This window comes from Acidimicrobiia bacterium (genome assembly GCA_029210695.1).
In the GTDB taxonomy this organism is placed as follows: Bacteria; Actinomycetota; Acidimicrobiia; order Spongiisociales; family JAHEDJ01; genus JAHEDJ01.
This window is the reverse complement of sequence record JARGFH010000040.1, coordinates 12,743-33,884: the sequence shown is the minus strand read 5'-3', so window position 1 is coordinate 33,884 and position 21,142 is coordinate 12,743. Positions and strand designations below refer to the sequence as shown.

The 21,142-nt window shown below is 59.6% G+C and carries 28 protein-coding genes; all 28 read left to right on the top strand.

Features of this window, described 5'->3' with window-relative positions; all coding sequences use genetic code 11:
- Positions 1 to 778 (top strand): hypothetical protein (locus P1T08_12915; protein ID MDF1596973.1); only part of this gene is annotated, 778 nt, incomplete at its 5' end.
- Positions 779 to 1,706: 928 nt separating this feature from the next.
- Complete coding sequence (locus P1T08_12910) at positions 1,707 to 1,976, top strand: hypothetical protein (GenBank protein MDF1596972.1); 270 nt, start codon at positions 1,707 to 1,709, stop codon at positions 1,974 to 1,976.
- 5 nt (positions 1,977 to 1,981) lie between these two features.
- Positions 1,982 to 2,404 (top strand): hypothetical protein, encoded by a 423-nt coding sequence (locus P1T08_12905; GenBank protein ID MDF1596971.1) that lies wholly within the window; start codon positions 1,982 to 1,984, stop codon positions 2,402 to 2,404.
- 1,093 nt (positions 2,405 to 3,497) lie between these two features.
- Positions 3,498 to 3,800, top strand: a complete 303-nt coding sequence (locus P1T08_12900) for a hypothetical protein (protein ID MDF1596970.1) — start codon at positions 3,498 to 3,500, stop codon at positions 3,798 to 3,800.
- Entirely contained in the window at positions 3,782 to 4,015 is a 234-nt protein-coding gene (locus P1T08_12895) for a hypothetical protein (protein MDF1596969.1), read from the top strand. Before P1T08_12900 ends, P1T08_12895 begins: the two co-directional genes overlap by 19 nt.
- Before the next feature lie 112 nt (positions 4,016 to 4,127).
- On the top strand, positions 4,128 to 4,337 hold the full coding sequence (locus P1T08_12890) for a hypothetical protein (protein MDF1596968.1): 210 nt from the start codon (positions 4,128 to 4,130) through the stop codon (positions 4,335 to 4,337).
- Positions 4,338 to 4,401: 64 nt separating this feature from the next.
- A complete protein-coding gene (locus tag P1T08_12885; GenBank protein ID MDF1596967.1) occupies positions 4,402 to 5,283 on the top strand; it encodes a phage Gp37/Gp68 family protein in 882 nt (293 codons plus the stop codon).
- 227 nt (positions 5,284 to 5,510) lie between these two features.
- Complete coding sequence (locus tag P1T08_12880) at positions 5,511 to 5,798, top strand: hypothetical protein (protein ID MDF1596966.1); 288 nt, start codon at positions 5,511 to 5,513, stop codon at positions 5,796 to 5,798.
- 841 nt (positions 5,799 to 6,639) lie between these two features.
- Positions 6,640 to 6,936 (top strand): hypothetical protein, encoded by a 297-nt coding sequence (locus tag P1T08_12875; protein MDF1596965.1) that lies wholly within the window; start codon positions 6,640 to 6,642, stop codon positions 6,934 to 6,936.
- 230 nt (positions 6,937 to 7,166) lie between these two features.
- Positions 7,167 to 8,051 carry a tyrosine-type recombinase/integrase gene (locus P1T08_12870; protein ID MDF1596964.1) on the top strand — a complete coding sequence of 295 codons (885 nt, stop codon included), beginning with the start codon at positions 7,167 to 7,169 and terminating at the stop codon, positions 8,049 to 8,051.
- Positions 8,052 to 8,421: 370 nt separating this feature from the next.
- Complete coding sequence (locus tag P1T08_12865; protein MDF1596963.1) at positions 8,422 to 8,664, top strand: hypothetical protein; 243 nt, start codon at positions 8,422 to 8,424, stop codon at positions 8,662 to 8,664.
- A gap of 209 nt (positions 8,665 to 8,873) precedes the next feature.
- Complete coding sequence (locus P1T08_12860; protein MDF1596962.1) at positions 8,874 to 9,044, top strand: HNH endonuclease; 171 nt, start codon at positions 8,874 to 8,876, stop codon at positions 9,042 to 9,044.
- 113 nt (positions 9,045 to 9,157) lie between these two features.
- Positions 9,158 to 9,637, top strand: a complete 480-nt coding sequence (locus P1T08_12855; GenBank protein MDF1596961.1) for a hypothetical protein — start codon at positions 9,158 to 9,160, stop codon at positions 9,635 to 9,637.
- Positions 9,638 to 11,194, top strand: coding sequence for a hypothetical protein (locus P1T08_12850; protein MDF1596960.1), 1,557 nt, complete (start codon positions 9,638 to 9,640; stop codon positions 11,192 to 11,194).
- Between the two features lie 15 nt (positions 11,195 to 11,209).
- A complete protein-coding gene (locus tag P1T08_12845) occupies positions 11,210 to 12,658 on the top strand; it encodes a phage portal protein (protein MDF1596959.1) in 1,449 nt (482 codons plus the stop codon).
- Entirely contained in the window at positions 12,658 to 12,855 is a 198-nt protein-coding gene (locus tag P1T08_12840; GenBank protein MDF1596958.1) for a hypothetical protein, read from the top strand. The genes P1T08_12845 and P1T08_12840 overlap by 1 nt, the downstream gene beginning before the upstream one ends.
- On the top strand, positions 12,848 to 13,654 hold the full coding sequence (locus tag P1T08_12835; GenBank protein MDF1596957.1) for a hypothetical protein: 807 nt from the start codon (positions 12,848 to 12,850) through the stop codon (positions 13,652 to 13,654). Before P1T08_12840 ends, P1T08_12835 begins: the two co-directional genes overlap by 8 nt.
- Before the next feature lie 81 nt (positions 13,655 to 13,735).
- A complete protein-coding gene (locus P1T08_12830) occupies positions 13,736 to 14,389 on the top strand; it encodes a hypothetical protein (protein ID MDF1596956.1) in 654 nt (217 codons plus the stop codon).
- Positions 14,390 to 14,399: 10 nt separating this feature from the next.
- Entirely contained in the window at positions 14,400 to 15,251 is an 852-nt protein-coding gene (locus tag P1T08_12825; GenBank protein MDF1596955.1) for a P22 phage major capsid protein family protein, read from the top strand.
- Between the two features lie 73 nt (positions 15,252 to 15,324).
- A complete protein-coding gene (locus P1T08_12820; protein MDF1596954.1) occupies positions 15,325 to 15,687 on the top strand; it encodes a hypothetical protein in 363 nt (120 codons plus the stop codon).
- Complete coding sequence (locus tag P1T08_12815; GenBank protein ID MDF1596953.1) at positions 15,687 to 15,989, top strand: hypothetical protein; 303 nt, start codon at positions 15,687 to 15,689, stop codon at positions 15,987 to 15,989. The genes P1T08_12820 and P1T08_12815 overlap by 1 nt, the downstream gene beginning before the upstream one ends.
- Entirely contained in the window at positions 15,989 to 16,336 is a 348-nt protein-coding gene (locus tag P1T08_12810) for a hypothetical protein (protein MDF1596952.1), read from the top strand. Before P1T08_12815 ends, P1T08_12810 begins: the two co-directional genes overlap by 1 nt.
- Positions 16,337 to 16,626: 290 nt before the next feature.
- Complete coding sequence (locus P1T08_12805) at positions 16,627 to 19,278, top strand: hypothetical protein (GenBank protein MDF1596951.1); 2,652 nt, start codon at positions 16,627 to 16,629, stop codon at positions 19,276 to 19,278.
- Entirely contained in the window at positions 19,265 to 19,888 is a 624-nt protein-coding gene (locus tag P1T08_12800; GenBank protein MDF1596950.1) for a hypothetical protein, read from the top strand. Before P1T08_12805 ends, P1T08_12800 begins: the two co-directional genes overlap by 14 nt.
- Before the next feature lie 18 nt (positions 19,889 to 19,906).
- Positions 19,907 to 20,248, top strand: coding sequence for a hypothetical protein (locus tag P1T08_12795; GenBank protein ID MDF1596949.1), 342 nt, complete (start codon positions 19,907 to 19,909; stop codon positions 20,246 to 20,248).
- Positions 20,245 to 20,604, top strand: coding sequence for a hypothetical protein (locus P1T08_12790; GenBank protein ID MDF1596948.1), 360 nt, complete (start codon positions 20,245 to 20,247; stop codon positions 20,602 to 20,604). Before P1T08_12795 ends, P1T08_12790 begins: the two co-directional genes overlap by 4 nt.
- Positions 20,605 to 20,928 carry a hypothetical protein gene (locus tag P1T08_12785; GenBank protein ID MDF1596947.1) on the top strand — a complete coding sequence of 108 codons (324 nt, stop codon included), beginning with the start codon at positions 20,605 to 20,607 and terminating at the stop codon, positions 20,926 to 20,928. It abuts the gene before it with no gap.
- The gene (locus P1T08_12780; protein ID MDF1596946.1) at positions 20,925 to 21,140 is read left to right on the top strand and encodes a hypothetical protein; all 216 of its coding nucleotides are present in this window, start codon (positions 20,925 to 20,927) and stop codon (positions 21,138 to 21,140) included. The genes P1T08_12785 and P1T08_12780 overlap by 4 nt, the downstream gene beginning before the upstream one ends.
- The last annotated feature ends 2 nt before the right edge of the window (positions 21,141 to 21,142 follow it).

The following is a 21,142-nucleotide window of genomic DNA, read 5'->3' as shown; positions in this document are numbered from 1 at the left end:
GGGTGGCCCCCCGATTTTTGACGGCACACCGGGCACCCTGCTGCCGGCTGTGACTGTTGACAGATCCGACAAAGAGTGTGCGGAAGGGTGGAACTTCACTCGCAGCCCGGAAACAGCCCTGCGAATTGGCGGGTTGTGGCCGGACGGGTGGCCGTCCCGTCTGTGGAAGATCGAAACAGATCAGCCGGTGGTTGAACGGGGTGACAAATGCCGTGCCAGCCAACTGGTTATGGTGCGTGAAGCCATCCGTGAAGAACTCGAGAATGCGGTAACAGCACTGCACCGGCCGTTGCAGGATCCTGACATTGTGTCCTCGGTGTTGTTGTGGCGTGATGCTTTGGCCCGTCCCGAATGGGATGCCGAACATGTGGAGGTGTCGCTGAGGGAGGCGTTGGAAGCTCGGGGTTTGGATTGGACTCTCCAACAGTACGACACCGCTTGGGACGTTTGGGACGTTCGGGACGCTTGGGACGCTTGGGACGTTCGGGACGTTTGGGACGTTCGGGACGTTTGGGACGTTCGGGACGTTTGGGACGTTTGGGACGTTCGGGACGCTTGGGACGCTTGGGACGTTCGGGACGCTTTGGCTGTCGAATTTGCGTCACATCGGGGATGGACTAACCACAACCCGATGCTTCTCACCACTGGTATCCGTGACGCCCACCACCACGGCTTAGCGGTTGCTGTACCTACAGGCGACAACACGTTGGGTTGGGCGATGATCGACTGCAACGACGACGGCACCGTCCACGCCTACTACCGGGGGTCAAACCTGTGAGTCATCATGTCACACCACACGCCTGGGTGGCCCGCCATGAAGGCCGCCAACTACCCGGCCATCTCAAACTGCTGCTGGTGGCGTTCGCTGATCAGGCCAACGACGTCGGCTACGCCAAAGTGCCAGAGCTCATGTTGGCCGAGTACACGTCGGTGAGCTCAGATCGGGCCGTTCGCAAAAACTTGGACCGGCTCATCGAACTGGGGTTTGTCGAAGTGTTGGGCCGGCGCCGGCGTGAAGCTCAGGAATATCAGCTGCACGTTCCCAACCGGTACACCGGTGAGTGTATATGCGGTCAAGACCACACTGAAAACAGCCTCCCAATCCTTACCCGGCCCCAGGGGGCCGGGTTAGAAACTGAACCCTCAAAACCGCCTGTTTTCGACGTGAACGACGACGCCACACCCCCTCCACCTGGGGTTTCCTCCGACGTCTCGACCGGAACCACAGGGCCGGTCTCAACCTCAGGTCAAGACCGGCCCTGTGGGACGTCCTCAGCGCGCGCCACAGGGCCGGTTTCTAAAGAGACCGCTCCCGCTCCCACCAGAGAGATAGATCTCCCTACGGTCGATCTATCTCGACCGCCACCCATTTCGAAGCCGGTCCGAGACCAAATGTGGGAGGCAATCTCTCAAGCAGTCGGTTCGGAACCCTCCGAAGCCCAACGCAAACTCCAAGGCCGTTTCCAAACCGAACTGCTACGGGCCGGCGTGGATCCGGATGAACTACAACCGATCGCACAACGGCTGGTTCTCGAGTGGGGGTTAGGCAAACTGACGTTGAGTTCGTTGGCGACCCATTGGCGCCGCTTCCATTCGTCGAACCCGTTGACAGCCGTATCAGACGTAGACCGTGACGAATATCAGGCGGCCACAGCCCGTCAACGACGTCGGGATGCGATCCGTCAGGTTGCCAGGGGGTCAGGCTGATGCATCCGGCTACCGATCTGGCTGAAACCCGCCGACGGATCGAAGCAGGGGAACCGTCGGTTGAACTGACCGACAGCCTGTTGGAAGCGTATCTGTTTGATCGGACAGCCGGCTGGTTGGACGTCCGCGCCCAAGCTTTGTTTTCCAAAGACCAGTATGGGATGACGGGTGCCAACACTGCCATGGCTGTGCTGCGTGGTGTGGCAGCCACGTTCCTCGGCCCGGAAGTGGCCGGCAGGTTGGAAACGTTGATGGGTGGCCGACCATGAGCCTGATGCACCGCCTGTCTGAGGACACGTTCGCTGACGTGTTGGAATGGATTGAAACCCGTTGGCCGGGTACCCGCTGGCTGGCATCAGCCGAACGGGTGGCCTCCCTGTTCCCCGACTTCTCGAGGGTACCGGAACGGGCGTTGTGGAAGGCCGTCCACGAACTGTATGAGCAGGGCCGCAAATCGGCACCCTCTCCGTCTGAACTGTTGGCCGCTGCGAAAGCACACTCGAGAACAGACGTCCCTGAGGGGGTGGATCCAACCGACCCCGACTTTTGCCGGCATCCCCGCTGGGCCATCTTCCACCTTGCTGGTGGCATGCGCGAAGCAATCTGTGTTGCTTGTGACGCCACCCGCACCGGTATGGCCTCTGCCCTTCCCACCGCCGGTGAAACCTCCCAAAAAGCTTCGACCCCTCATGTGTGATTTGCATTTGATGGACCCGGGCACCTGCGTCCTATGCGACGGACACACCCCAATACCACCTTTGATCGAAGCAGTCCCAGAAGCAACATTTCGGGCCAAACATGGTGGCCGCTGTTTGCGGTGTGACCGTCGCATCGTGTCCGGTCAGGCGTTGGGCCTGTTTGAGGGTGTGTGGATTCACCTCACCCACTTCTGTGAACACAGCTCACCCACTGCTGTTGATGATGGCGGTGCGGGATCCTCACCGAGCCGCCCTGCTGCTGTCAACTATCCAGGTCTGGATGACTATACGAGGCCGCGCGGGATCCCGCGCGGGAAGCTCATGATGTCCATGGCAGCCCTGTCGAAGCATGTGCGCGTCCGGGACGTGTCCTGTCGTTGGCCCGGCTGCACCTTCCCGACCGGTAGAGGCAACCCGCTCGAGTGCGCCCACCTAAACCATCGGGGTATGGGCGGCTCCAAAACCGTCAACCACCCTGACAATGCGGTTCTGCTGTGCAAAACCCATCATGACATCCTCGACGGACGCACCGTCTACGGGCGTAGACACGAAGTAGCAGTCCTGCTTCGAGAGTTTCTGACAGAAACCGGGGTCCTCGGAACGGCTGCCCGATGACGAAATCCCGGCAGCCGTCACTGCATGACCGTTTGGAGACCTGTCAACGGCAACGGTCCGATCTGGTCGACACCGTACAAGCTCGAGATCGGACCATTGCCGGCCTGCGCGACCAGTTGGGCTTTGTCGCCAACCTGGACACAGCAGCAGCTACCACAGTGCGCGCCTACCTGAACCGGGTCGATACTCTGGCTTTGTTGTCGTCGGCGAATCAGGCCATCCGCCCCGACCGTGAAAGGGTGTCAGGTTCGACCGCCGGTCAAAGCTTTGACCCCACCCCTGTTTACGCGCACAACCTCCTCACTCGTGAACTTGACCACATCACCCGTCGGGCTGATGCTTTGGCCGGGTTCATTCACACCGGTTGGACGGTCGAAGCACGCTCTTTGTGTCGACACTGCCACCACCCAATCGACATCACGTGGCCCCGGTTTTGCGCCTGGTGCGGCCACCCACTCCCCGAAAGGAACCCCCCTAATGGACGATGAAACACGCGGTCCGGTGAGTGACGACATCCTCAACTTTGAGGGAGTGGAGGGCTCGTTCGAGCATCGGACAGTGGGACCACATCGGGCACGGTGCCTCACCGACTCCGAATGGTGTTATCCCGATGATCTGTGTGATTGCTGCCGTGAGACGCTTGGGTATCGGAAGGTATGGGTCGGTGCGGACGACGAGGCAACGATCGACCGGGCTACTCCGGTGCTGATAGTGATGGTCATGTTTGCCCTGTATGGGACAGGTGTTGGTGTGGTGTTGGGATGGCTGATATGGGGATGAAGAAGCTACATGATCCGTGGGTGGTGCAACGGGCCGAGTTCAGTTTGGCGGTCGCTTCTCTGCAATTGGCGGTGGCTGACAGTCTGCCCGACTGGTTGTTCAAGTTGACGGCATTTTTGGAGGGGTGTGCGGTGGCACGTCGGATGGAAGCGTTTGAGACGATCAAGGAGTGGGAACAGTTCAAACTTCAAGCAGGAGAAGTGTCCGATGAGTGACAACCAAATGGCAGAAGTAATGAAAGAGCAGGCACAACGAGCACACGAATCAATGCTCGTCAACAGGAAAGGGTGAACAGATCAACAATGGATCGACGACGCTCGCCGTTTGATGAACGAACCGTTCGGAGCGATAACGTCTTTGGTCAATGGGCATGTTGACAGAATGCTCAAACGGCTTGACTCGCTGATTGAGGTCACGAAGATCTACGTTGAGACCTCTGGTGAGGTGTTGACCCGGTCCTTGTATCTTGGTCCAACCGATGAGAGGGACATACCTGTGGGGACGTACTTTTTGCTGCGGGTGGAAACCGATGAGTGAGACGATCCGGCGTATGTGGTGTGAGAAACACGACTGGAAACAGGGAGACGCAAGGTGATAACCGATGGGTGATCGATCGAAGATCGAGTGGACCGATGCCACTTGGAATCCGGTTTTGGGGTGTTCAAAGGTATCGCCGGGATGTGACAACTGCTATGCGATCACGATGAGTCGCCGTATCGAGACGACTGGTAATGAGGCATATCGGGGCATCACGATTAGGGATGATTGGACTGGTTTGGTGCGCTGTTTGCCGGAGCGGTTGGATCAGCCGTTGCGATGGAAGCGCCCTCGCCGTGTGTTCGTGAACTCGATGTCCGATCTGTTCCACCCCGATGTGCCACCGGAGTTCATCGCCCGCGTGTGGCATGTGATGGAGCGGGCGGAGGCTCACGTCTTTCAGATTCTGACGAAACGACCACAGCGGATGGCCCGGTGGGTTCAGTGGTATGAGACAGATGACGAGTTTGGTGAGGACTTCGGTCCGCTGCCGAACGTGTGGCTGGGGACCTCGATCGAAGAGAACCGGTATGCGTTCCGGGCGAACCATCTGCGCTCCACATCGGCGGCGGTGCGGTTCCTGTCGCTCGAACCGCTGTTGGGGCCGCTCCCTGCCCTCAACTTATCCGCTATCGATTGGGTGATTGTTGGTGGTGAGTCCGGACCCGGGGCCCGCCCGATGCACCCCGACTGGGTGCGGGATATTCGTAGTCGTTGTCAGACAGCCGGTGTGCCGTTCTTCTTCAAACAATGGGGCGAGTGGTCGTGGACCTATGGGGGAATCCCAGCCTCTGCCGAGTCGGTCGTTCTTGATAACGGCGCCGGCGCCTTTCAGAAGATGTGGCGTGTAGGCAAACGGGCCGCGGGCCGCATCTTGGATGGGTGTACCTGGGACGAAATGCCCCGCGTACACAGTGGAAGCAGGGAGGCTGATCGAGATGAGTGACAACACCATCATGTGCTCAAACTGTCATCATCGGGCCGATGCTGGCTGGAACCTGGAACATACGTACAGAGGTGTCACAGTTGAAGAGGTCGTGGGGATCGAGAAGGGCCGGTTACAAGTTGTGGTAGTCGATTCATACGTCGACCGAGACGGTGGTCGGGGTGGCATGTTTCTGGTTTGCCCCGAATGTGATCACCGGTGGCGGACCAGGCGAGGGAGTGATCTAGTTGGGTGACAACATCCCCACCGATGAAGAATGGGCGGCGTCTCTCTGGCCGGTCACGAAAGGCGTCTACACCGCCGAGCAGCTTGTTGACGTGGCGAAGGTTGCGCACCGATGTGAATGCAGCACGTTCGACGGCGGGCAAGCTAATCGGATGATCCACGCGGAGAAGTGGTCGAGCGTATCAGACGATCACCGCCACACTCACATCATGTGGTTGGTGCGGGCGCTCGACGCGGTTCAGTCGGCGGGGTTCAACGTACGCATGAAAACTGGAAGGACCTCACGATGACTGATCGAGTTGTGATCGGCCACTCCCTCGAACGCGGCATTCCGACTCAGCTGCTCACCTGGGCGTCTGATGAGTTGAATCGGCGGTCTGGGGTTTGGGTGGTGTGTGCTAACGGTCATGCCGGACTTCTTGACCATGAGATTGATAGTGAGGGGCATGTCAGTCCGTCGATTCTGTGTGTCGCTCCGATGCCTGATGGGTCGACGTGCAATTGGCATGTGTTCGCCACACTCGCCTGCTGGGCAGCGAACATAACGCACATTATCTACCCGCCAAACAAGGAGCCAAAATGGACAACACTGTAATTACCGAGAAGGATTTAACTGTCCTTGCCCGAATGCGAGAGATGCAAGCGGCAGGTCGGTCCATGTGGATTTCAAGCTCGTCGGGTCCTTCTCATGTGTCTTCTCCGCATTCCCGCCGTTTGGTGCGACTTGGGTTGGCCCGGTTTGAGTTCACCTATTCTGGGAAGGAGCGTCTGCTGCTCACGGCAGCGGGGCATGCTGCTCTGGATGCGAGCGTGTCCGATGCGAGCGTGTCCGATGAGTGACAACACCCTGTGCAATGCTCGTTGCGAACACGGGAACCGATGCCAACTCTGGGACCCTCACGACATCTACCCACCAAACAAGGAACCAAAAATGGGCAAAATGAACGACCACCGAATCGAAACGTTAGAAAGCTTCTGGTATGACGACCCTGACGAGGTGGTTGCCTTGGTTCGCTGGTATTACGCCGGCTGGCCTAAGGCTCTCGTTACCGAGGTTTGCGACATGTTTGAGCGTCCCTGGGAATGGAACGAAACGTGGGCGGCGTACCAAAAGGAGAAGGAGAGGGTCTGATGAATGACAACACCCCAGGAACTCAGGCGACGGGAACCGTCTCTTTGAACGTGGTTGCTGCACCGACAGCCAAGAGCAAACGGTATTGGGTCGAGGCCGTGGACGGCGATGACATCGGTGACTACGGCGGGTTCCAATTTCATTCTTGGTATGAGGCTGTCGATTGGGTCGAGTCGTTCTATGCCGATGAGCTGGCAACGGTTGGTGGTGACTACGAATGGGAAGATGAGATCCAGCGACTTCAGATTGTCGTGTTGACTGTGGAATCGATCCGTGACATGCCACCACGAGGGTGATGCCGGCGTCACAGTCGATCACCTGTTTGAGACTTGCCCGGCCCTTACCCGAGCCGTCGAACTCGGTCCCGCCTTCACCAAACCGGCTATCGGCTCGCTTCTGATCGGCACTGTGGATCCGGTTGGGTCTGATATTTGTGGTTGGTGTCGCCGCCGATGGAAGGCGAACTGAGGACGTGGACGATGAGCGATAATCTCCCGGAAGGTAAGGCGAGGATATGATTGCTCCGATGAGTGATGGCATGAGTGATGGCATGGGTGAGGTGCGTGGGTTGGTGGCGGACTGGTTGGTGGGCATGACACCGAACACCCGTAGTGGGTACGGTACGGATGTCGCCCAGTTCATCACCTACCTGGAGAATGTGAATGTGGGGTTGCTTGTGGTGTCACGGCCGGTGGTTCAACGGTGGCTGGCCGAACTGATTGGGAAGGGGTTGGCTCCGAAGACGGTGCAGAGGAAAGCGTCAGCCGTCCATTCGTTGTTCTCGTATTTGACTGATGAGGGGCATGTGGAGACAGACCCGACTGTCCATTTGCGGCGCCCTAAAGGTGAGGGACCCCAAAAGTCTGGGTTGACCCCTGCACAGGCCCGGCTGCTGATTTCGGCTGCTAGGGACCGGTCGGCTGCTGCGCATGCTTTGGTGTGGCTGATGGTGGGTGTGGGTTTGCGAATCGCCGAGGCGTGCACAGCCCGTCTGGAGGATATCAGCGACGACGTTTTGACTGTGACGGTAAAGGGGGGCCACCGTCAGGCGAAACCTCTGTCCCCGCCAGTGCTCGAGGCTGTACGACGGGCGGCCGGCGACCGCAAGGAAGGCCCCATCCTTCTGACCTCCGAAGGACGGCCACTGTCACGACGAGCCGGTTGGGAGACCATCGTCGAGCTCTCCACCTCGGTGGGGGTCGAAAAGTGCACACCCCATACGTTGCGTCACACTGCAGCAACCTTGGCGTTGGAGGCGGGTGCACCCGTTCAGGATGTCCAACAGTTGCTAGGTCACCGGTCGATCGAAACCACCCTACGCTACATCGCCGGCCGCAACATTCGCACTGCTACCGCCGCAGCCGCGCGCCTTCTAGGTGACACCCTCACCCGTCCTGATAACGAACCCTGAGGGTTGTAGGGGACATTTGTCTGGATCGTCAACCGTCATTGAGTGATTGACTTGCTTTGACGGGGTGAACTACAGTGCTGTTATTAGGTTCACGACAGGTGCGCCTACACACGGGGTCCCGACCGGGGCCTCGTAGCAGTTTCTGCCGGAAACTTTGGGGGAAGGTGACCCGCATGAACGTCGTGTCGTCGACTGCAATGCACCGTGTTCTCCATCCGACCCAACCGAGGAAACGGTTCCAACCGGGCCGGGTGTGCTCGCAGGCTGACTGTGCGACTGTCCTGTCGGTGTACAACAAACATGCGGAGTGTTGGGTCCATCAACCGATCCGGTACCCTCGCAACCGGGCAACGGCCACCCGAGAGACAGCATGAACGATCCGGTCCTTGAAGCGGTCGACAAGCTCTGCGCCGACATCGAAGCCGACATAGGTGACGCGGCCACAGTCACAACTAGAGCCCTTATCGTTGCCGAGTTCCTTGATGCTGACGGCTCCCGGCGCCTGTACATCATCCGCGACCGCCAAATCAGGAACTGGGACATTCGCGGCATGTTGTTGGAGGTTATCGCCGACCTGGACGCCTTCGATATCGTAAATATTCTCGATGGCTAAGAGGGAAGCAGCAAAAGCAGAGGGGCTCCGCTGTGTCTCGTCGTTCGCTGAGGGTATGCGCCGAGCCGGGATGTCCGGAACTGTCGTCGACTGGCCGTTGCATTCAACATCAACCGGCCCCTTGGACTGGGTCGACTCGACGCTCCAGACTCCCAAAGGATTGGAACCGTCGCCGGGTCCGGGTTCTCCGCAGAGACAGGTATCGCTGTGTGAAGTGTGGTGCCCCCGCTACTGAGGTAGATCACATCGTCAACAACGACGATCATTCGGAAACAAACCTGCAGTCTCTGTGCGTCGACTGTCATAAGGCGAAAACTGCACGTGAGGCCGCTCGATCTCGAGAGTTACATCGCGGTCGGGGGTGGGGAGGCACTAACTAGTCACATCACCGCGGGACCGGTGAGGGCAGCTTCTCTCCATGTGTACGGGTCTATCCGACTGTTCCCATCCGTCAGACCCGTCCTTTGTAACCTTTCACCGTTTGGAGTTTTTCATGGCTGGAAGAGGGCCCGCTCCGAAACTGCCGGGCGAACGTCGCCGGCGCAACATGCCGGAGCGTGGCGAGTGGACGGTTCTGCCGGCTGAACCGTATGAGGGTTCGAAACCGAACCTGCCTCGAGTGTCGGGTGGGTTGCTCAAGGAGACGAAGTACACGTGGATCCGCTGGTGGGAGTCGCCGATGGCGCACATGTGGATCGAGTCACAGTGGGCGGACCTGACTCGTGCGATCCGCATTGAGGACACGGTTGCCCGCATGTTGGCCCATTCAGAAACCAAAGGGATCGGTACGTTGCTGATCGGTTTGGACAGGTTGAAGAAGTCTCTCGGTTTGACAGAACCGGGACGCCGTGATCTTCGCTGGCTGCTCCCCACTGAAGCTGAGGAGCTCGCCGAAGTCCACCAGCTGCATGTTGTTGAACCGAAACGGCGGGTGAAAGCAGTCGACCCCAAGTCGGCCAAGAAGAAGGCTTAGGTGCCGTGGCGCGGTCCTGAGTATCCAGGTGAGTTCCCCACTCTCGGCTATCAGGTGGGAGATCTGATCGAGGCTTGCTGTGTGATTCCGGATGGGGATCAGGTGGGTGAACCGTATCTCCTCACCGATGAGATGTGGCATCATCTGCTTTGGCTGTACCGGATCGATCCGAAGTCAGGCAAGTTTGTTTTCGAACGTGGCAGCCAGTTGGTCCGCCCACAGAAATGGGGGAAGGGCCCGTTCTCGTCGGCGGTGGTTATCGTCGAAGCCCATCCGGAAGGGCCGGTCCGTCCGGCCGGTTGGAACGCAGCCGGTGAACCGGTTGGCCGACCGTGGGCAACCCCGTGGATTCAAGTCACGGCGGTGTCTGGTGATCAGACCGACAACGTCTGGTTGGCGTTGCTGCCGATGATCGAACTGTCTGCCCTACGGTTTGACATTCCCGATACCGGCCGCACCCGAATCAACCTGCCCCACGGCGGCAAGATCGAACCTGTCACGTCGTCGCATCATTCCAGACTTGGTCAGCGGATCACGTTCTGTGTGGAGGACGAAACACACAGTTGGACAGCCCACAATCAGGGCCGCCGGGTGGCTGACACGCAACGCCGCAACCTGGCCGGCATGAACGGCCGTTTCCTTGAAACCACCAACGCTTGGAATCCGACCGAGGAGTCGGTAGCTCAGCAGACATCAGAGTCGCAGGCTCCAGGCGTCTATCTGGATGATGTGGATCCGGGGTCGGGGTCGATCAACAACCGACGTGACCGCCGGCGGATGCTCCGCAAAGTGTACGGGGATTCGCATTGGGTTGACCTGGACCGGATCGACATGGAGATTGTTGAGCTCCTCACCCGTGACCCAGGTCAGGCCGAACGGTTTTTCCTCAACCGGAAACGGGGTGAAGGTGACGCCGCCTTCGACCCGGAAGTGTGGAAGGCGCGCGTCGATGATCGGGTTGTCCCCGATGGGGCGTTGATCACGATCGGGGTGGACGGAGCCCGCTGGGATGACGCTTTGGCTGTAGTCGGTACCGAGGTTGAAACCGGCCACCAGTTCGTCATTGGGATTTGGGAACAACCCCCCGACGCTGACGACGACTACGAACATCCCCTCGACGACGTTGACGGGACCATGGTCGAAACGTTCGACCGGTTTTCAGTGTGGCGCGTCTACTGCGACCCGCAACGCATCGAAACTTTGATCGACCGGTGGCAGGGCCGTTGGGGTGAGAAGACTGTTCTCGAGTGGTGGACCAACCGTCCCAAGCAGATGGCCTACGCGGTGCGCCGCTACTCCGAAGCGATCACTGCCGGCGACCTCTCCAACGACGGTGACGTTCAAATGGCTCAGCACGTCGGTCATGCCCGCCGCCAAATGTTGAACGTGGTCGACGACCACAAACGTCGCATGTGGACCGTTCAGAAAGATCGGCCCATGTCCCCCCGCAAGATCGACGCGGTCCCGGCCGGTGTGTTGTCCTGGGAGGCGCGTGGTGACGCTATCGCCGCCGGCGCGACCGTCAAGAAGCAGCAGTATCGGGCATTCAAACGGTGAAAAGGAGTCTCCCCTATGGCTGTTGCGTCTGACTTCTTCAACGATTCGAAGACGTTGATGCCGATGCCGAACGGGTCAGATTCGTTAGTCGGTGACGGGCCGGTTGATGTTGAAGCACGGCGATGGTTGAAACTGCTCGAAGTCCAGTTGGACGCGCAGGCGTCGAAGGCGTTGAGGTTTGACGAATACTACCGGGGTGACCATCCGCTCCCGGAGATGCCGTTTCGTTCCCAGGAGAAAGCCACCTACTACAAACGGAAGTATGCTGACCTGTTGGTCAAGTCACGAACCAACTGGATGCGGCTGGTCATTGACGCGCTTGGTGAACGGTTACGGGTCGAAGGGTTCCGGTTCGGGGACACGGTCGGTGACGAAGCAGCCTGGACGATGTGGCAGGCCAACAATCTGGACGCCGAATCCGACCAGGTTCACACTGAAGCGTTGAAGTCGGGCACCTCATATGTGTCGGTTTGGCCGACCGGTGACATACCACTGATCATGCCGGAACATCCGTCGGAGGTCATCGTCGCCCATTCACCGGAAAACCGGCGACTCCGGGCAGCAGCTTTGAAACGGTGGAAGGTTGGAACAACCACCTTTGCGACCGTGTACCTGCCGGGCTGGGTGGTCAAATACCGGCGGGGTGAGGGTGGCGACTGGATGCGACGTGAACCCGAAGGGGAAGAATGGCCGCTCACAAACCCGCTTGGCGCGGTCCCGATTGTGGTGTTTCGTAACCATCCGGACCTGATCCGTGGCGGGGTGTCGGAGATTTCGGATGTGACCTCGATTCAGGATCGGATCAACGCCACCATTTTCGGTCGCATGTTGGCTGCCGAGTTCACTGCCAGTCAGAAACGGTGGGCGACAGGTATCTCACTGGTGGAGGATCCTGAAACTGGTGAGGCCGTCCCGATCGACTACGACGCCGCCGTTGATTCGGTGTGGATGGACGAAAACCCAGAAGCCAAGTTCGGTTCGTTCCCTGAGGTGACTTTGGCCGGGTTCATTCGGGCGGTTGAAGCCGACGTGCAACATTTGGCGGCGATCACCCGGACACCACCCCACTACCTGTTAGGCCAGTCCGGCGCGTTTCCGTCGGGTGAGTCGTTGAAAGCGACTGAGACCGGTCTGGTCGCCAAAGTGAAACGGCAGCACCTGCATTTTGGGGAATCGTGGGAAGCGGTCATTCGACTCGGTTTTGCAGCCATGAACGATGAGAAGTCGAACGAACGGTCTGCTGAAACGTTGTGGGGGGATCCCGAGTCCCGTTCTGAAGGGGAGCATGTTGACGCGGTGATCAAACTGAAAGCATTGGACATTCCCAACGAGGCTTTGTGGGAGAGAGCCAACGCTACCCCGCAGGAGATCAAACGGTGGAAGACGATGGCTGCCACCTCGAACCTGTTCAGTCTTCTGGGTCAAAGCACCGCTCAGGTTGGGGAACCGGCGGAGACTGTCTGATGCTGAAAATCGTGTTGACCGGCTGGTGGGAGTTGGCCCGTGAATGGCATTGCCGCCGGTGGGGACTGTGGGCGCGACGGTGGGTGGCCGGCACCGGTTGGGTGTGCCGTTCGTGTAGCCGCCGACTGCGCTGGTGTGACGGCGGATACCTTCACGACGAACTCGCCGAGATCATCAGACAGGTTGACCGTGGCTGACACTGTGCTCGGTAAAGAGTTGGTGGCCGCCTACCGTTTCCGTATTGAACAGCTGCGCGGTGCGGCCCGACGTACAGCCGTGACCGCATGGAAAGACCTGACCTCATACAACGAAGCCGACATACCCCGGTTCCTCGAAACCGTGTTGCCGGTGTTGGCCACGATCACCGACGCAGCCGTCTCCGCCACAGACGCCTACCTGGCCACTTTCCAGGAGTTCGAACTGGGTGTTGCCGTGTCCCCGTTGGGCCTCACCGACATTCCCATCCGTCCCACCCCACCGGAGGTTGTGTATCGGCGACCGTTCGTGAGGACATGGACAGCCTTATCGGCGGGTGCTTCCTGGTCTGACGCAGTAGGTCAAGGCCGCAACACGGTCGGCATGTTGGCCGACACAGACACACAACTGGCAGCCCGCAACGCCGCCCAAGCGGTCACCAGCCAGTCGTCAAGGATTGTCGGATATCAGCGGGTACTGGCACCAGGCAAAAACTGTGGCCTGTGCATTGTGGCCTCCACCCAACGCTACTCGTCGGAAGATCTGATGCCCATCCATTCGAACTGTGGCTGCACTGTAGAACCCCTGTTCGGGACCCGCGCACCGTCCCGAATCATCGACGGGGACTCCCTGTCCCTGGTCAAAGACCAGTTACGGTCCGCAGACCTTCCGTACACACGGGAAGCAATGTCGAGGCTTCGTATCGACACAGACACGTTACCGGCGGTCAGCATTGTTTCACACGGCGAGCTCGGTCCCACATTGTGGAACAGCGCGCACAAGTTCACGGACGCCGCCTAGACGGGGTTCGGGTTAGCGCTCACGGCTGGCGTTCAACAGCCGGTGACCTCGGCCGACGGGCCGAAAACGGAGGAAACATTCATGTTCGTACCATTCCGTCCCTTCCGTGAAGAGCACGACGATGCCGGTGGCGGAGCTGCCGGCGACGGTAAAACCGGCGACGGTGACACTGGCAAGTCTGACGAAGACAACTCGAAGACGTTCACACAAGAGGACCTCGACCGTGTTGTCGCCGACCGGCTACGTCGGGAACGCTCCAAATACGCCGACTATGACGACCTGAAAGCCAAAGCTTCAGAGTTCGACAAGGCGCAGGAAGAACAGAAGACCGAACTCGAGAAGGCAACCGAACGTGCTGCTGCGGCGGAGAAGGCGAAAGCCGACACCGATCAGCGCATCAAGGACGCCCTCACGAGGTCAATGGTGATCACCCGTGCCGCAACCAAGGACATCCACGATCTGGATGCTGCCTGGCGGTTGTTGGACACGTCGACGATCGAGTACGGAGAGGATGGGCAGCCGACCGCCAAGTCAGTCGACGAAGCGATCGACGTTCTCGTCACCGAGAAACCGTATCTGAAGAAGGTCGCCGGTACCGGCAGTGGAGACCAAGGTCTCCGCGGTGGCGGATCGGGCACGATCACACGTGACGACCTGAAATCCATGTCCCCTGAAGACGTTGAGAAAGCTCACAACGAGGGCCGACTCGCTCATCTTTTAGGGGTGAAGCAGTAAGGAGTATCCGATGTCGCTAGCGACATTCATACCGGAGATCTGGTCAAAGCTCCTGCTCGCCTCCCTGAAAAAGTCTCTGGTGTATGCCGCTCCAGGCGTCGTCAACCGGGACTATGAGGGTGAGATCAGCGAGCAGGGTGACACGGTCACCATCAACTCGATCAGCCGCCCCACCATTGGAACCTACGTCAAAGGGTCCACAACCATCACCCCTGAGCAGCTGACCACCGCGCAGCGAAAACTGATTGTCGACCAGTCCAAGTACTTCGCCTTCGAAGTCGACGACGTCGACAAACGGCAAGCTGCCGGCGATGTGATTCCCGAAGCGATCGTTGAAGCCGCCTACGGGCTACGTGACGTCGCCGACCAGTACGTCGTCTCCCTGTACACGGGGGTTGTCGCAGCCAATGATCTTGGCACGATCGCCGTCGTGGCAGCCACCCCGACCAACGCCTACGATCTGGTGCTTGTTCCACTTATGGTGGCGTTGGACGACGCAAGTGTCCCGAAGGAGGGTCGCTACGTTGTGATCCCACCCTGGTTCCATGGTCGGCTCCTCCGCGACGACCGGTTCGTCCGGGCCGACGCGTCAGGTGGCACGGAAGCCCTCCGCAACGGGTTCATCGGCCGGGCCTCCGGGTTCGACATTCGCATGTCGAACAACACTCCGAATCCGGTCGGTGACGACAATGTTGTCTTAGCCGGGTTCCCGGGTGCAATCTCGTTCGCCGAGCAGATCAACAAGGTTGAAGCCTACCGGCCCGAAGACTCGTTCTCGGATGCGGTCAAGGGGCTTCACCTGTACGGCGCCAAACTGGTCCGTCCGAACGGGATCGCAATCGCGACCGTATCACCGACCTGATCTGACCGGAGTCTGAGTCGAAGGGGGAACCTCTTTGTAGGGGGTTCCCCCGCTTCTGGAAAGGAACCATCACATGGCACGTACAGCAATCACCGCCGACGTCTTCACCCCGAACGCCAGTCTGGCGGACCCGGCCGGTACAGCCGTCGACCCAACCAACGGGCACATCATCTCAGGTGTGCCTCTCGAAGAACTGGTCCTGCGAATCAGCTCGACGTTCGTCGGTGCCAAGAACTTCACCATCAAGGTCGGTGCCAACCCGCCTGCCCTCGAAGCAGGACAGGGAGATCTGATCGTCCCCCTCAACGCAGCGGTCGGGTTTGTCGGTCCGTTCACGTCGGGCCGGTTCATCCAAGCCGACGGCAGTCTTCACGTCGACGTTGAAGCAGCCGCCACCGGCACCATCACCGCCCTGCACATGCCCAGGACAGCCTGATGTTGCTCAAAGGTACGGGAGGGGCCGTCTTCGAGTTCGACGAGCCCCTTCCAGACCACATTGCCGAGCAACTCGCCAAAGGCCAGCTGATCCCGGTCGACTCCGACGGCAACCCGATCGTCATGATCGGCGCGACGGTTGTCGAAAAGGCCAAGTCGGTCAAAGACATTCTCGAAGAGGTCGGCGACGACCTCAACCTTGCCACGGCAGCTCTCGAGACCGAGCAGGCAACGGAGAACCCACGCAAGTCGCTCATTGAGGGTTTGGGCAAGGTGATCGCAGACGCCTCAGGAGATGACTGATGCCACTCAATGATGCCCTGCTCAACATCGGTGCTGCCGCCATGCAGGGGGCGGCAACGCACCTGCAAATCCACACTGCGATACCCGACGCGGCCGGAAGCAACGAAGCGACCTCGGCCCGCCAACCGATCACATGGGAGGCGGCTGCGAACGGTGACATGATCGCTTTGGTTGACCTGCCGTTCACCGGGGGCGCGGCGAGCGGTCCTGCCACCCATGTCGGGTTCTGGTCGGCGCTCACCGTAGGCACGTTCTATGGGTGGCTGCCAACGACCGGCGACCAGGCTTTCAACGCGGCTGGGGAGTACACCGTCACCGGAATCAGCATTCCAGGAACAGCCACATAGGGGGCACCAATCATGCTGGTGTGTGACGGCCGGGGTGACCGCGGCGGCCACTGCTGTTTCATTGACGGCAAAGTCTGCCAGTTCCTCGACACCGACGGCCCGATCCCCCGCTGCTCGGTGTGGGGGAACTGGGACACCCGTTGGCGTGACGCTCCGGTAGGTCAATGGTTCGCGCAACGTTACCCGGGGTTTGACTGTTCTGATTGGCCTCAGAACATTCCCGAAGTGATGGCCGCCGAACCCACTGCCGGGCCTTTCTACGCCTGCTGCTGGGGAAGGGGTAACCGATAGTGGCCACCTGGATCCGCCTGGGCACCGGTACTGCACCGTCCACGACTGACGCCGCTCTGGTCGGGAACTATGCCCTCGACAACTCCACCGCCCCACCCGACCTCGACCCGGCCGCAGTCACCTCAATCCGAACACAGTGGACGGTCACCGGGTCCGGCTTCGTCGACGACTCATGGGACAACGTTGCCGGGGTGGCTGTTGTCACCGGCGCAACCGAGATCTCCCAGCACCCTGGCGAAGGATCGACCGGCAACCAGAACATTGCCCGCTCCAGCGACCACACTGATTCAACAGGCATCCCCACCGGCCTGTCAGTTGCCGACTGGGAAGCTGCGGTGGTTCGTGGTGATGGAGTGTCGGATGCGTGGTGTTTGTGGAACAAGGTCAAGGGGGCGGACGGTTCCACCTTGGCGGCGTCGGCGCTCACGGTCACGATCACCTACACGCCTGCTGCTGCTGTCGCTGTCCTCGAGCAAGACCATTTCGGGTTCTTCGCTGATGGGACGGCAGCAGGTTCGGCTGCTTTGAACTCGACTGATCGTGATGCGGTCACCGACAAGGACACAATCTTCCATCTGCGGGTGGGTGTCAAAAACACCGGCACCGCCGAATCAGCAACCATCAACCCCAAGTTGCAGTACAGCTACATGGCTGAAGGTACTGGTGGTGCAGTCAACTGGACTGCCTGGACAGACGTGAACGGGGCTTCAGCCAGAGTCAACTCAATCGCGTCGGCAGACATCGTCGATAACGAATCGTTGTTGACTCAACGAGTGTCGACGGGCAGTTTTGCAGGGGGTCGCGCCGACGAGGCGGACGGCACGTTCACTACCGGGCGCACCATTGCGGCAGGGGTGACAGTCGAATGGTTGTGGGTTCTCGAACTCGACTCAGCCGACATTGTGTCCGACCAGGAAGAGTTCCGATTTCGAGTAGTCGAAGGTGACGGCTCCCTCTTCGATGCCTACAACGTAGAACCACACATCAACCCAACCTTGGTCTGGACGCACGGATTCGAAGGTGGTGTCGACGGTGCGGAAGTCAACACGACTATTGCCGACACTGACACCATCGACGGGATTCAGCGCACCACACCTGCCACCGGAATCATCACCTACGACACTGCGGTTGTCCACGACGGGCTGGTGTCTTGCGAGATCAACTACACAGCAGGAGGAACAGCCGCACACAAGCTCCGCTGGTATGACCTCAATCAAGCGGAGGTCGGTTTCCTCCGACTGTACCTTTACTACCCGTCTTTGCCGTCAACCGATCATCGCATCGCTCAAGCTACCGAACATACTGACCTCATAACCCCGTTCGCCATCCATATCGACGCGACTAACAAGATTCAATTGCGAGATAACAGTGGGGTCATTGCCACAGCCACAACCGCCCTGTCGGTGGCGACATGGTATCGAATCGAGCTCAACTACGCGTCGGAGACGGCGACAGGTGTCGGTGACGGAACCTTGCTGGTCCGCTACTACGAAGGCGATTCGGTCACTCTCATTCAGGAGATCGGCCTGACCGGAACGGCGGTCACCGGCACCGAATGGGAGGACCTTGACCTCGGAGTTTTCTCTGATGTCACACAGCACTGGTATGTGGATGCCATCGAATTGGGCAACACTGATTGGATTGGGCCGCTGGCATCTACGCCAACCGGGTCCGCGGCTGGTGCCATAAGTTGGGTTGGTACTGCCGATGGCGTTGCAACCTATGAAGGGTCGTCGTCGGGAGCCGTTTCCTGGGTTGGGTCCGCGGACGGCGCGACCACCCATCAAGGGTCTGCGGCTGGTGCCATAAGTTGGGTTGGTACTGCCGATGGCGTTGCAACCTATGAAGGGTCGTCGTCGGGAGCCGTTTCCTGGGTTGGGTCCGCGGACGGCGCGACCACCCATCAAGGGTCTGCGGCTGGTGCCATAAGTTGGGTGGGTGCTGCCGATGGCGCGACCGTCCACGAAGGATCTGCCGCAGGTGCAGTCGGATGGGTTGGGTCGGCTACCGGGGTGGCTCCGACGGGTGTCCCCGAAGGCACCGCGACAGGCAGCATCTCCTGGGTGGGCTCGGCAGATGGGGTTGCCGTCCACGAAGGGTCAAGTGCCGGGTCTGTGTCGTGGGTTGGCTCGGCAGATGGTGCCACCACTCATCAAGGTTCTGCCACTGGGTCGGTTGCATGGTCCGGCACCGCGGACGGCGCTGTTGTTCATGAAGGAGATTCGACTGGGTCGATTGTCTGGGTGGGGAGTGCAGACGGTGCCGTCACCCACGAAGGTTCTTCAACAGGAGCCGTCGGTTGGGTGGGCTCCGCAGACGGTGTAACCGTCCACGAAGGCGCTGTTGCAGGATCGATGTCCTGGGTGGGCTCGGCAGATGGGGTTGCCGTCCACGAAGGCGCTGTTGCAGGATCGATGTCCTGGGTGGGTTCCGCAGACGGGGTAGCCGCCTCAGGTATTCCCGAAGGGTCCGCTACCGGGAATATCTCCTGGGTTGGCACCGCCTACGGGACCCAACCTTTCGGGTTCATCCGTCAACCCGTCGGGTTCATCCGTCAACCCGTCGGGTTCATCCGTCAACCCGTCGGGTTCATCCGTCAGCCTGTTGAGATCGTTCGAATGCGCGGGAGGTTGACACATGGCGCTCTGTGACCAGTCGGACATTGAAGCCCTACTCCAGTCGTCCATTGTCTCCGATCCTAATAATTGGGTGGCCAAGCTGATCCAACTGGCTCAGGGTGGTATCGAGGCTGCGGTCGGTACTCCACTTGATGAAGCCAACTATGTGGACACGTTGGACGGACCCGACTTTCGGTCGTCGTTGTGGCTTCCACACTGGCCGGTCACCGCGGTCACATCATTGGTCGAGGACGGTATCGCACTGGTCGAGAACACTGACTTTGTGTTGAAGCACGGCGGTAAGAAAGGTGAAGTAGTTCGCCTGTCTGGCGGCTACCACACGTTCTGGACGGTCAAACCACAGTCGATCGTAGTCACCTACACAGCCGGGTTCACGACTGTGGCTGACGTTCCTGACGGGTTGCGTGGGCTGTGTGCTGTGGTCGTGTCCCGCATGTTCCTGGCTGCTGCCGCTTTCGCTGCCAACGACAATCTGGGTGTCCGACAGGAGTCGATCGGTTCATATTCGGTGACCTACACCGACGTGACGAAAGACGTCGCCGCGGCCGGTCGGCTCATCGACCACGACCTTACCGTTGCCCGCCGGTACGGCCGCCACCGTTCCACCGTCCCCATCCAATAATCCGAGAGGAGCCTTCTCATGGCTGATGTCCGACTCACCGCCGAACCCGTAACCCGCACCGGTCTGGCCGCTGCTTACACGACCGGTCTGTCCATTGCGAACACATATCTGGTACGGCTGGCCGGCAAAACGATGCTTCATTTCAAAAAGTCGGGTGCCGGTGCCTGTGTTGTCACGTTGGAAACCCCCGGCCAGGTGGGAGGGTTGGCGGTTGAAGACCCAACCGTGTCGGTACCGGCCACCACCGGTGACCTGTTCGTTGAACTTCCCCCCCATTTGTTCGCTGACGGTTCCAACGACGCCCGATTCACCCTTTCTGAAGTGACCGGCCTGTCGGTGGCGGTCCTCCAACTGACATGAGTCTCACCTTTCTGGCCACCGAAACGGTCACAGTGGTGACGGTTGGTCAGATAGGCACCGACCGTTACAACAATCCGACCATCGGCGAAACCGGACGGGTCGACTACTACGGATGGTTGGAACAACAATCCGGGCAAGAGACCGTTGAAAACCGGGATTTGCAGGTTGGTGACTGGTTGTGTGTGTTGCACCGGCGGGTTGACGGTGCAACCTTCGACATGGACGTTGCGATGACCGGCCGCGACCGGGTCGAAGCCCGCAACCTGACCTTTCAGATCATCGGCCCACCAGCGGTGGCACGCAGTCCACGTGGACAACATCACATCGAACTTCACCTTCGACAGTTGGACGAGTAAATGGCTTTGTTCGTTCCAAATCCGGATTTCGCGGACGACTATCTGAAATCTGACGAAGCCCGACAACTTCTCGAAACGGCTGTACCGATGGTCGAACAAGCAGTCCGTGGTTTGGCTCCGGTCCGGTCGGGTGACTATCGCAACGGGATTGAAAGTGTGGTGGGTCGTGATGACAACGGTGAATGGTTGGGCCGGGTGAACGCCATGCACTGGTCGTCGCATTGGGTGGAAGCTGGTACCGGTCCACCATCCAATCTGGCGGTGTTTGCACCGTTGCGTCGTGGTGCCGAATCGGTGCTTGGCCCTGTGAAAGGAGACTCATGAACGTTGGAATCACCTACCTGAAATCCCATCAAGGCCACGAACCCGGTGACACAGCCGAGGTGTCTTTGTCTGAGGCACGGCGTCTCGGATGGGCGGGTCTCGCCCGACAGTCAACCGGTCGCGCGGAGGACACTTTCGACGATCTTGAGGAGCTCGTCCTCGAGGAGCCTGTTGTAAAGGCGGCTTCCAAGAAACCGGCAGCGAAGAAGTAGCC

What these genes read in the sequence shown, in the direction of transcription:
- P1T08_12810 (MDF1596952.1), top strand. Translation starts at nt 15,989, where the DNA reads ATGCCACTCAATGATGCCCTGCTCAACATCGGTGCTGCCGCCATGCAG.
- P1T08_12845 (MDF1596959.1), top strand. Translation starts at nt 11,210, where the DNA reads ATGGCTGTTGCGTCTGACTTCTTCAACGATTCGAAGACGTTGATGCCG.
- P1T08_12895 (MDF1596969.1), top strand. Translation starts at nt 3,782, where the DNA reads ATGGCTGATATGGGGATGAAGAAGCTACATGATCCGTGGGTGGTGCAA.
- P1T08_12800 (MDF1596950.1), top strand. Translation starts at nt 19,265, where the DNA reads ATGGCGCTCTGTGACCAGTCGGACATTGAAGCCCTACTCCAGTCGTCC.
- P1T08_12885 (MDF1596967.1), top strand. Translation starts at nt 4,402, where the DNA reads ATGGGTGATCGATCGAAGATCGAGTGGACCGATGCCACTTGGAATCCG.
- P1T08_12820 (MDF1596954.1), top strand. Translation starts at nt 15,325, where the DNA reads ATGGCACGTACAGCAATCACCGCCGACGTCTTCACCCCGAACGCCAGT.
- P1T08_12865 (MDF1596963.1), top strand. Translation starts at nt 8,422, where the DNA reads ATGAACGATCCGGTCCTTGAAGCGGTCGACAAGCTCTGCGCCGACATC.
- P1T08_12780 (MDF1596946.1), top strand. Translation starts at nt 20,925, where the DNA reads ATGAACGTTGGAATCACCTACCTGAAATCCCATCAAGGCCACGAACCC.
- P1T08_12840 (MDF1596958.1), top strand. Translation starts at nt 12,658, where the DNA reads ATGCTGAAAATCGTGTTGACCGGCTGGTGGGAGTTGGCCCGTGAATGG.
- P1T08_12855 (MDF1596961.1), top strand. Translation starts at nt 9,158, where the DNA reads ATGGCTGGAAGAGGGCCCGCTCCGAAACTGCCGGGCGAACGTCGCCGG.
- P1T08_12910 (MDF1596972.1), top strand. Translation starts at nt 1,707, where the DNA reads ATGCATCCGGCTACCGATCTGGCTGAAACCCGCCGACGGATCGAAGCA.
- P1T08_12900 (MDF1596970.1), top strand. Translation starts at nt 3,498, where the DNA reads ATGGACGATGAAACACGCGGTCCGGTGAGTGACGACATCCTCAACTTT.
- P1T08_12825 (MDF1596955.1), top strand. Translation starts at nt 14,400, where the DNA reads ATGTCGCTAGCGACATTCATACCGGAGATCTGGTCAAAGCTCCTGCTC.
- P1T08_12815 (MDF1596953.1), top strand. Translation starts at nt 15,687, where the DNA reads ATGTTGCTCAAAGGTACGGGAGGGGCCGTCTTCGAGTTCGACGAGCCC.
- P1T08_12790 (MDF1596948.1), top strand. Translation starts at nt 20,245, where the DNA reads ATGAGTCTCACCTTTCTGGCCACCGAAACGGTCACAGTGGTGACGGTT.
- P1T08_12830 (MDF1596956.1), top strand. Translation starts at nt 13,736, where the DNA reads ATGTTCGTACCATTCCGTCCCTTCCGTGAAGAGCACGACGATGCCGGT.
- P1T08_12890 (MDF1596968.1), top strand. Translation starts at nt 4,128, where the DNA reads ATGAACGAACCGTTCGGAGCGATAACGTCTTTGGTCAATGGGCATGTT.
- P1T08_12795 (MDF1596949.1), top strand. Translation starts at nt 19,907, where the DNA reads ATGGCTGATGTCCGACTCACCGCCGAACCCGTAACCCGCACCGGTCTG.
- P1T08_12785 (MDF1596947.1), top strand. Translation starts at nt 20,605, where the DNA reads ATGGCTTTGTTCGTTCCAAATCCGGATTTCGCGGACGACTATCTGAAA.
- P1T08_12875 (MDF1596965.1), top strand. Translation starts at nt 6,640, where the DNA reads ATGAATGACAACACCCCAGGAACTCAGGCGACGGGAACCGTCTCTTTG.
- P1T08_12870 (MDF1596964.1), top strand. Translation starts at nt 7,167, where the DNA reads ATGAGTGATGGCATGAGTGATGGCATGGGTGAGGTGCGTGGGTTGGTG.
- P1T08_12905 (MDF1596971.1), top strand. Translation starts at nt 1,982, where the DNA reads ATGCACCGCCTGTCTGAGGACACGTTCGCTGACGTGTTGGAATGGATT.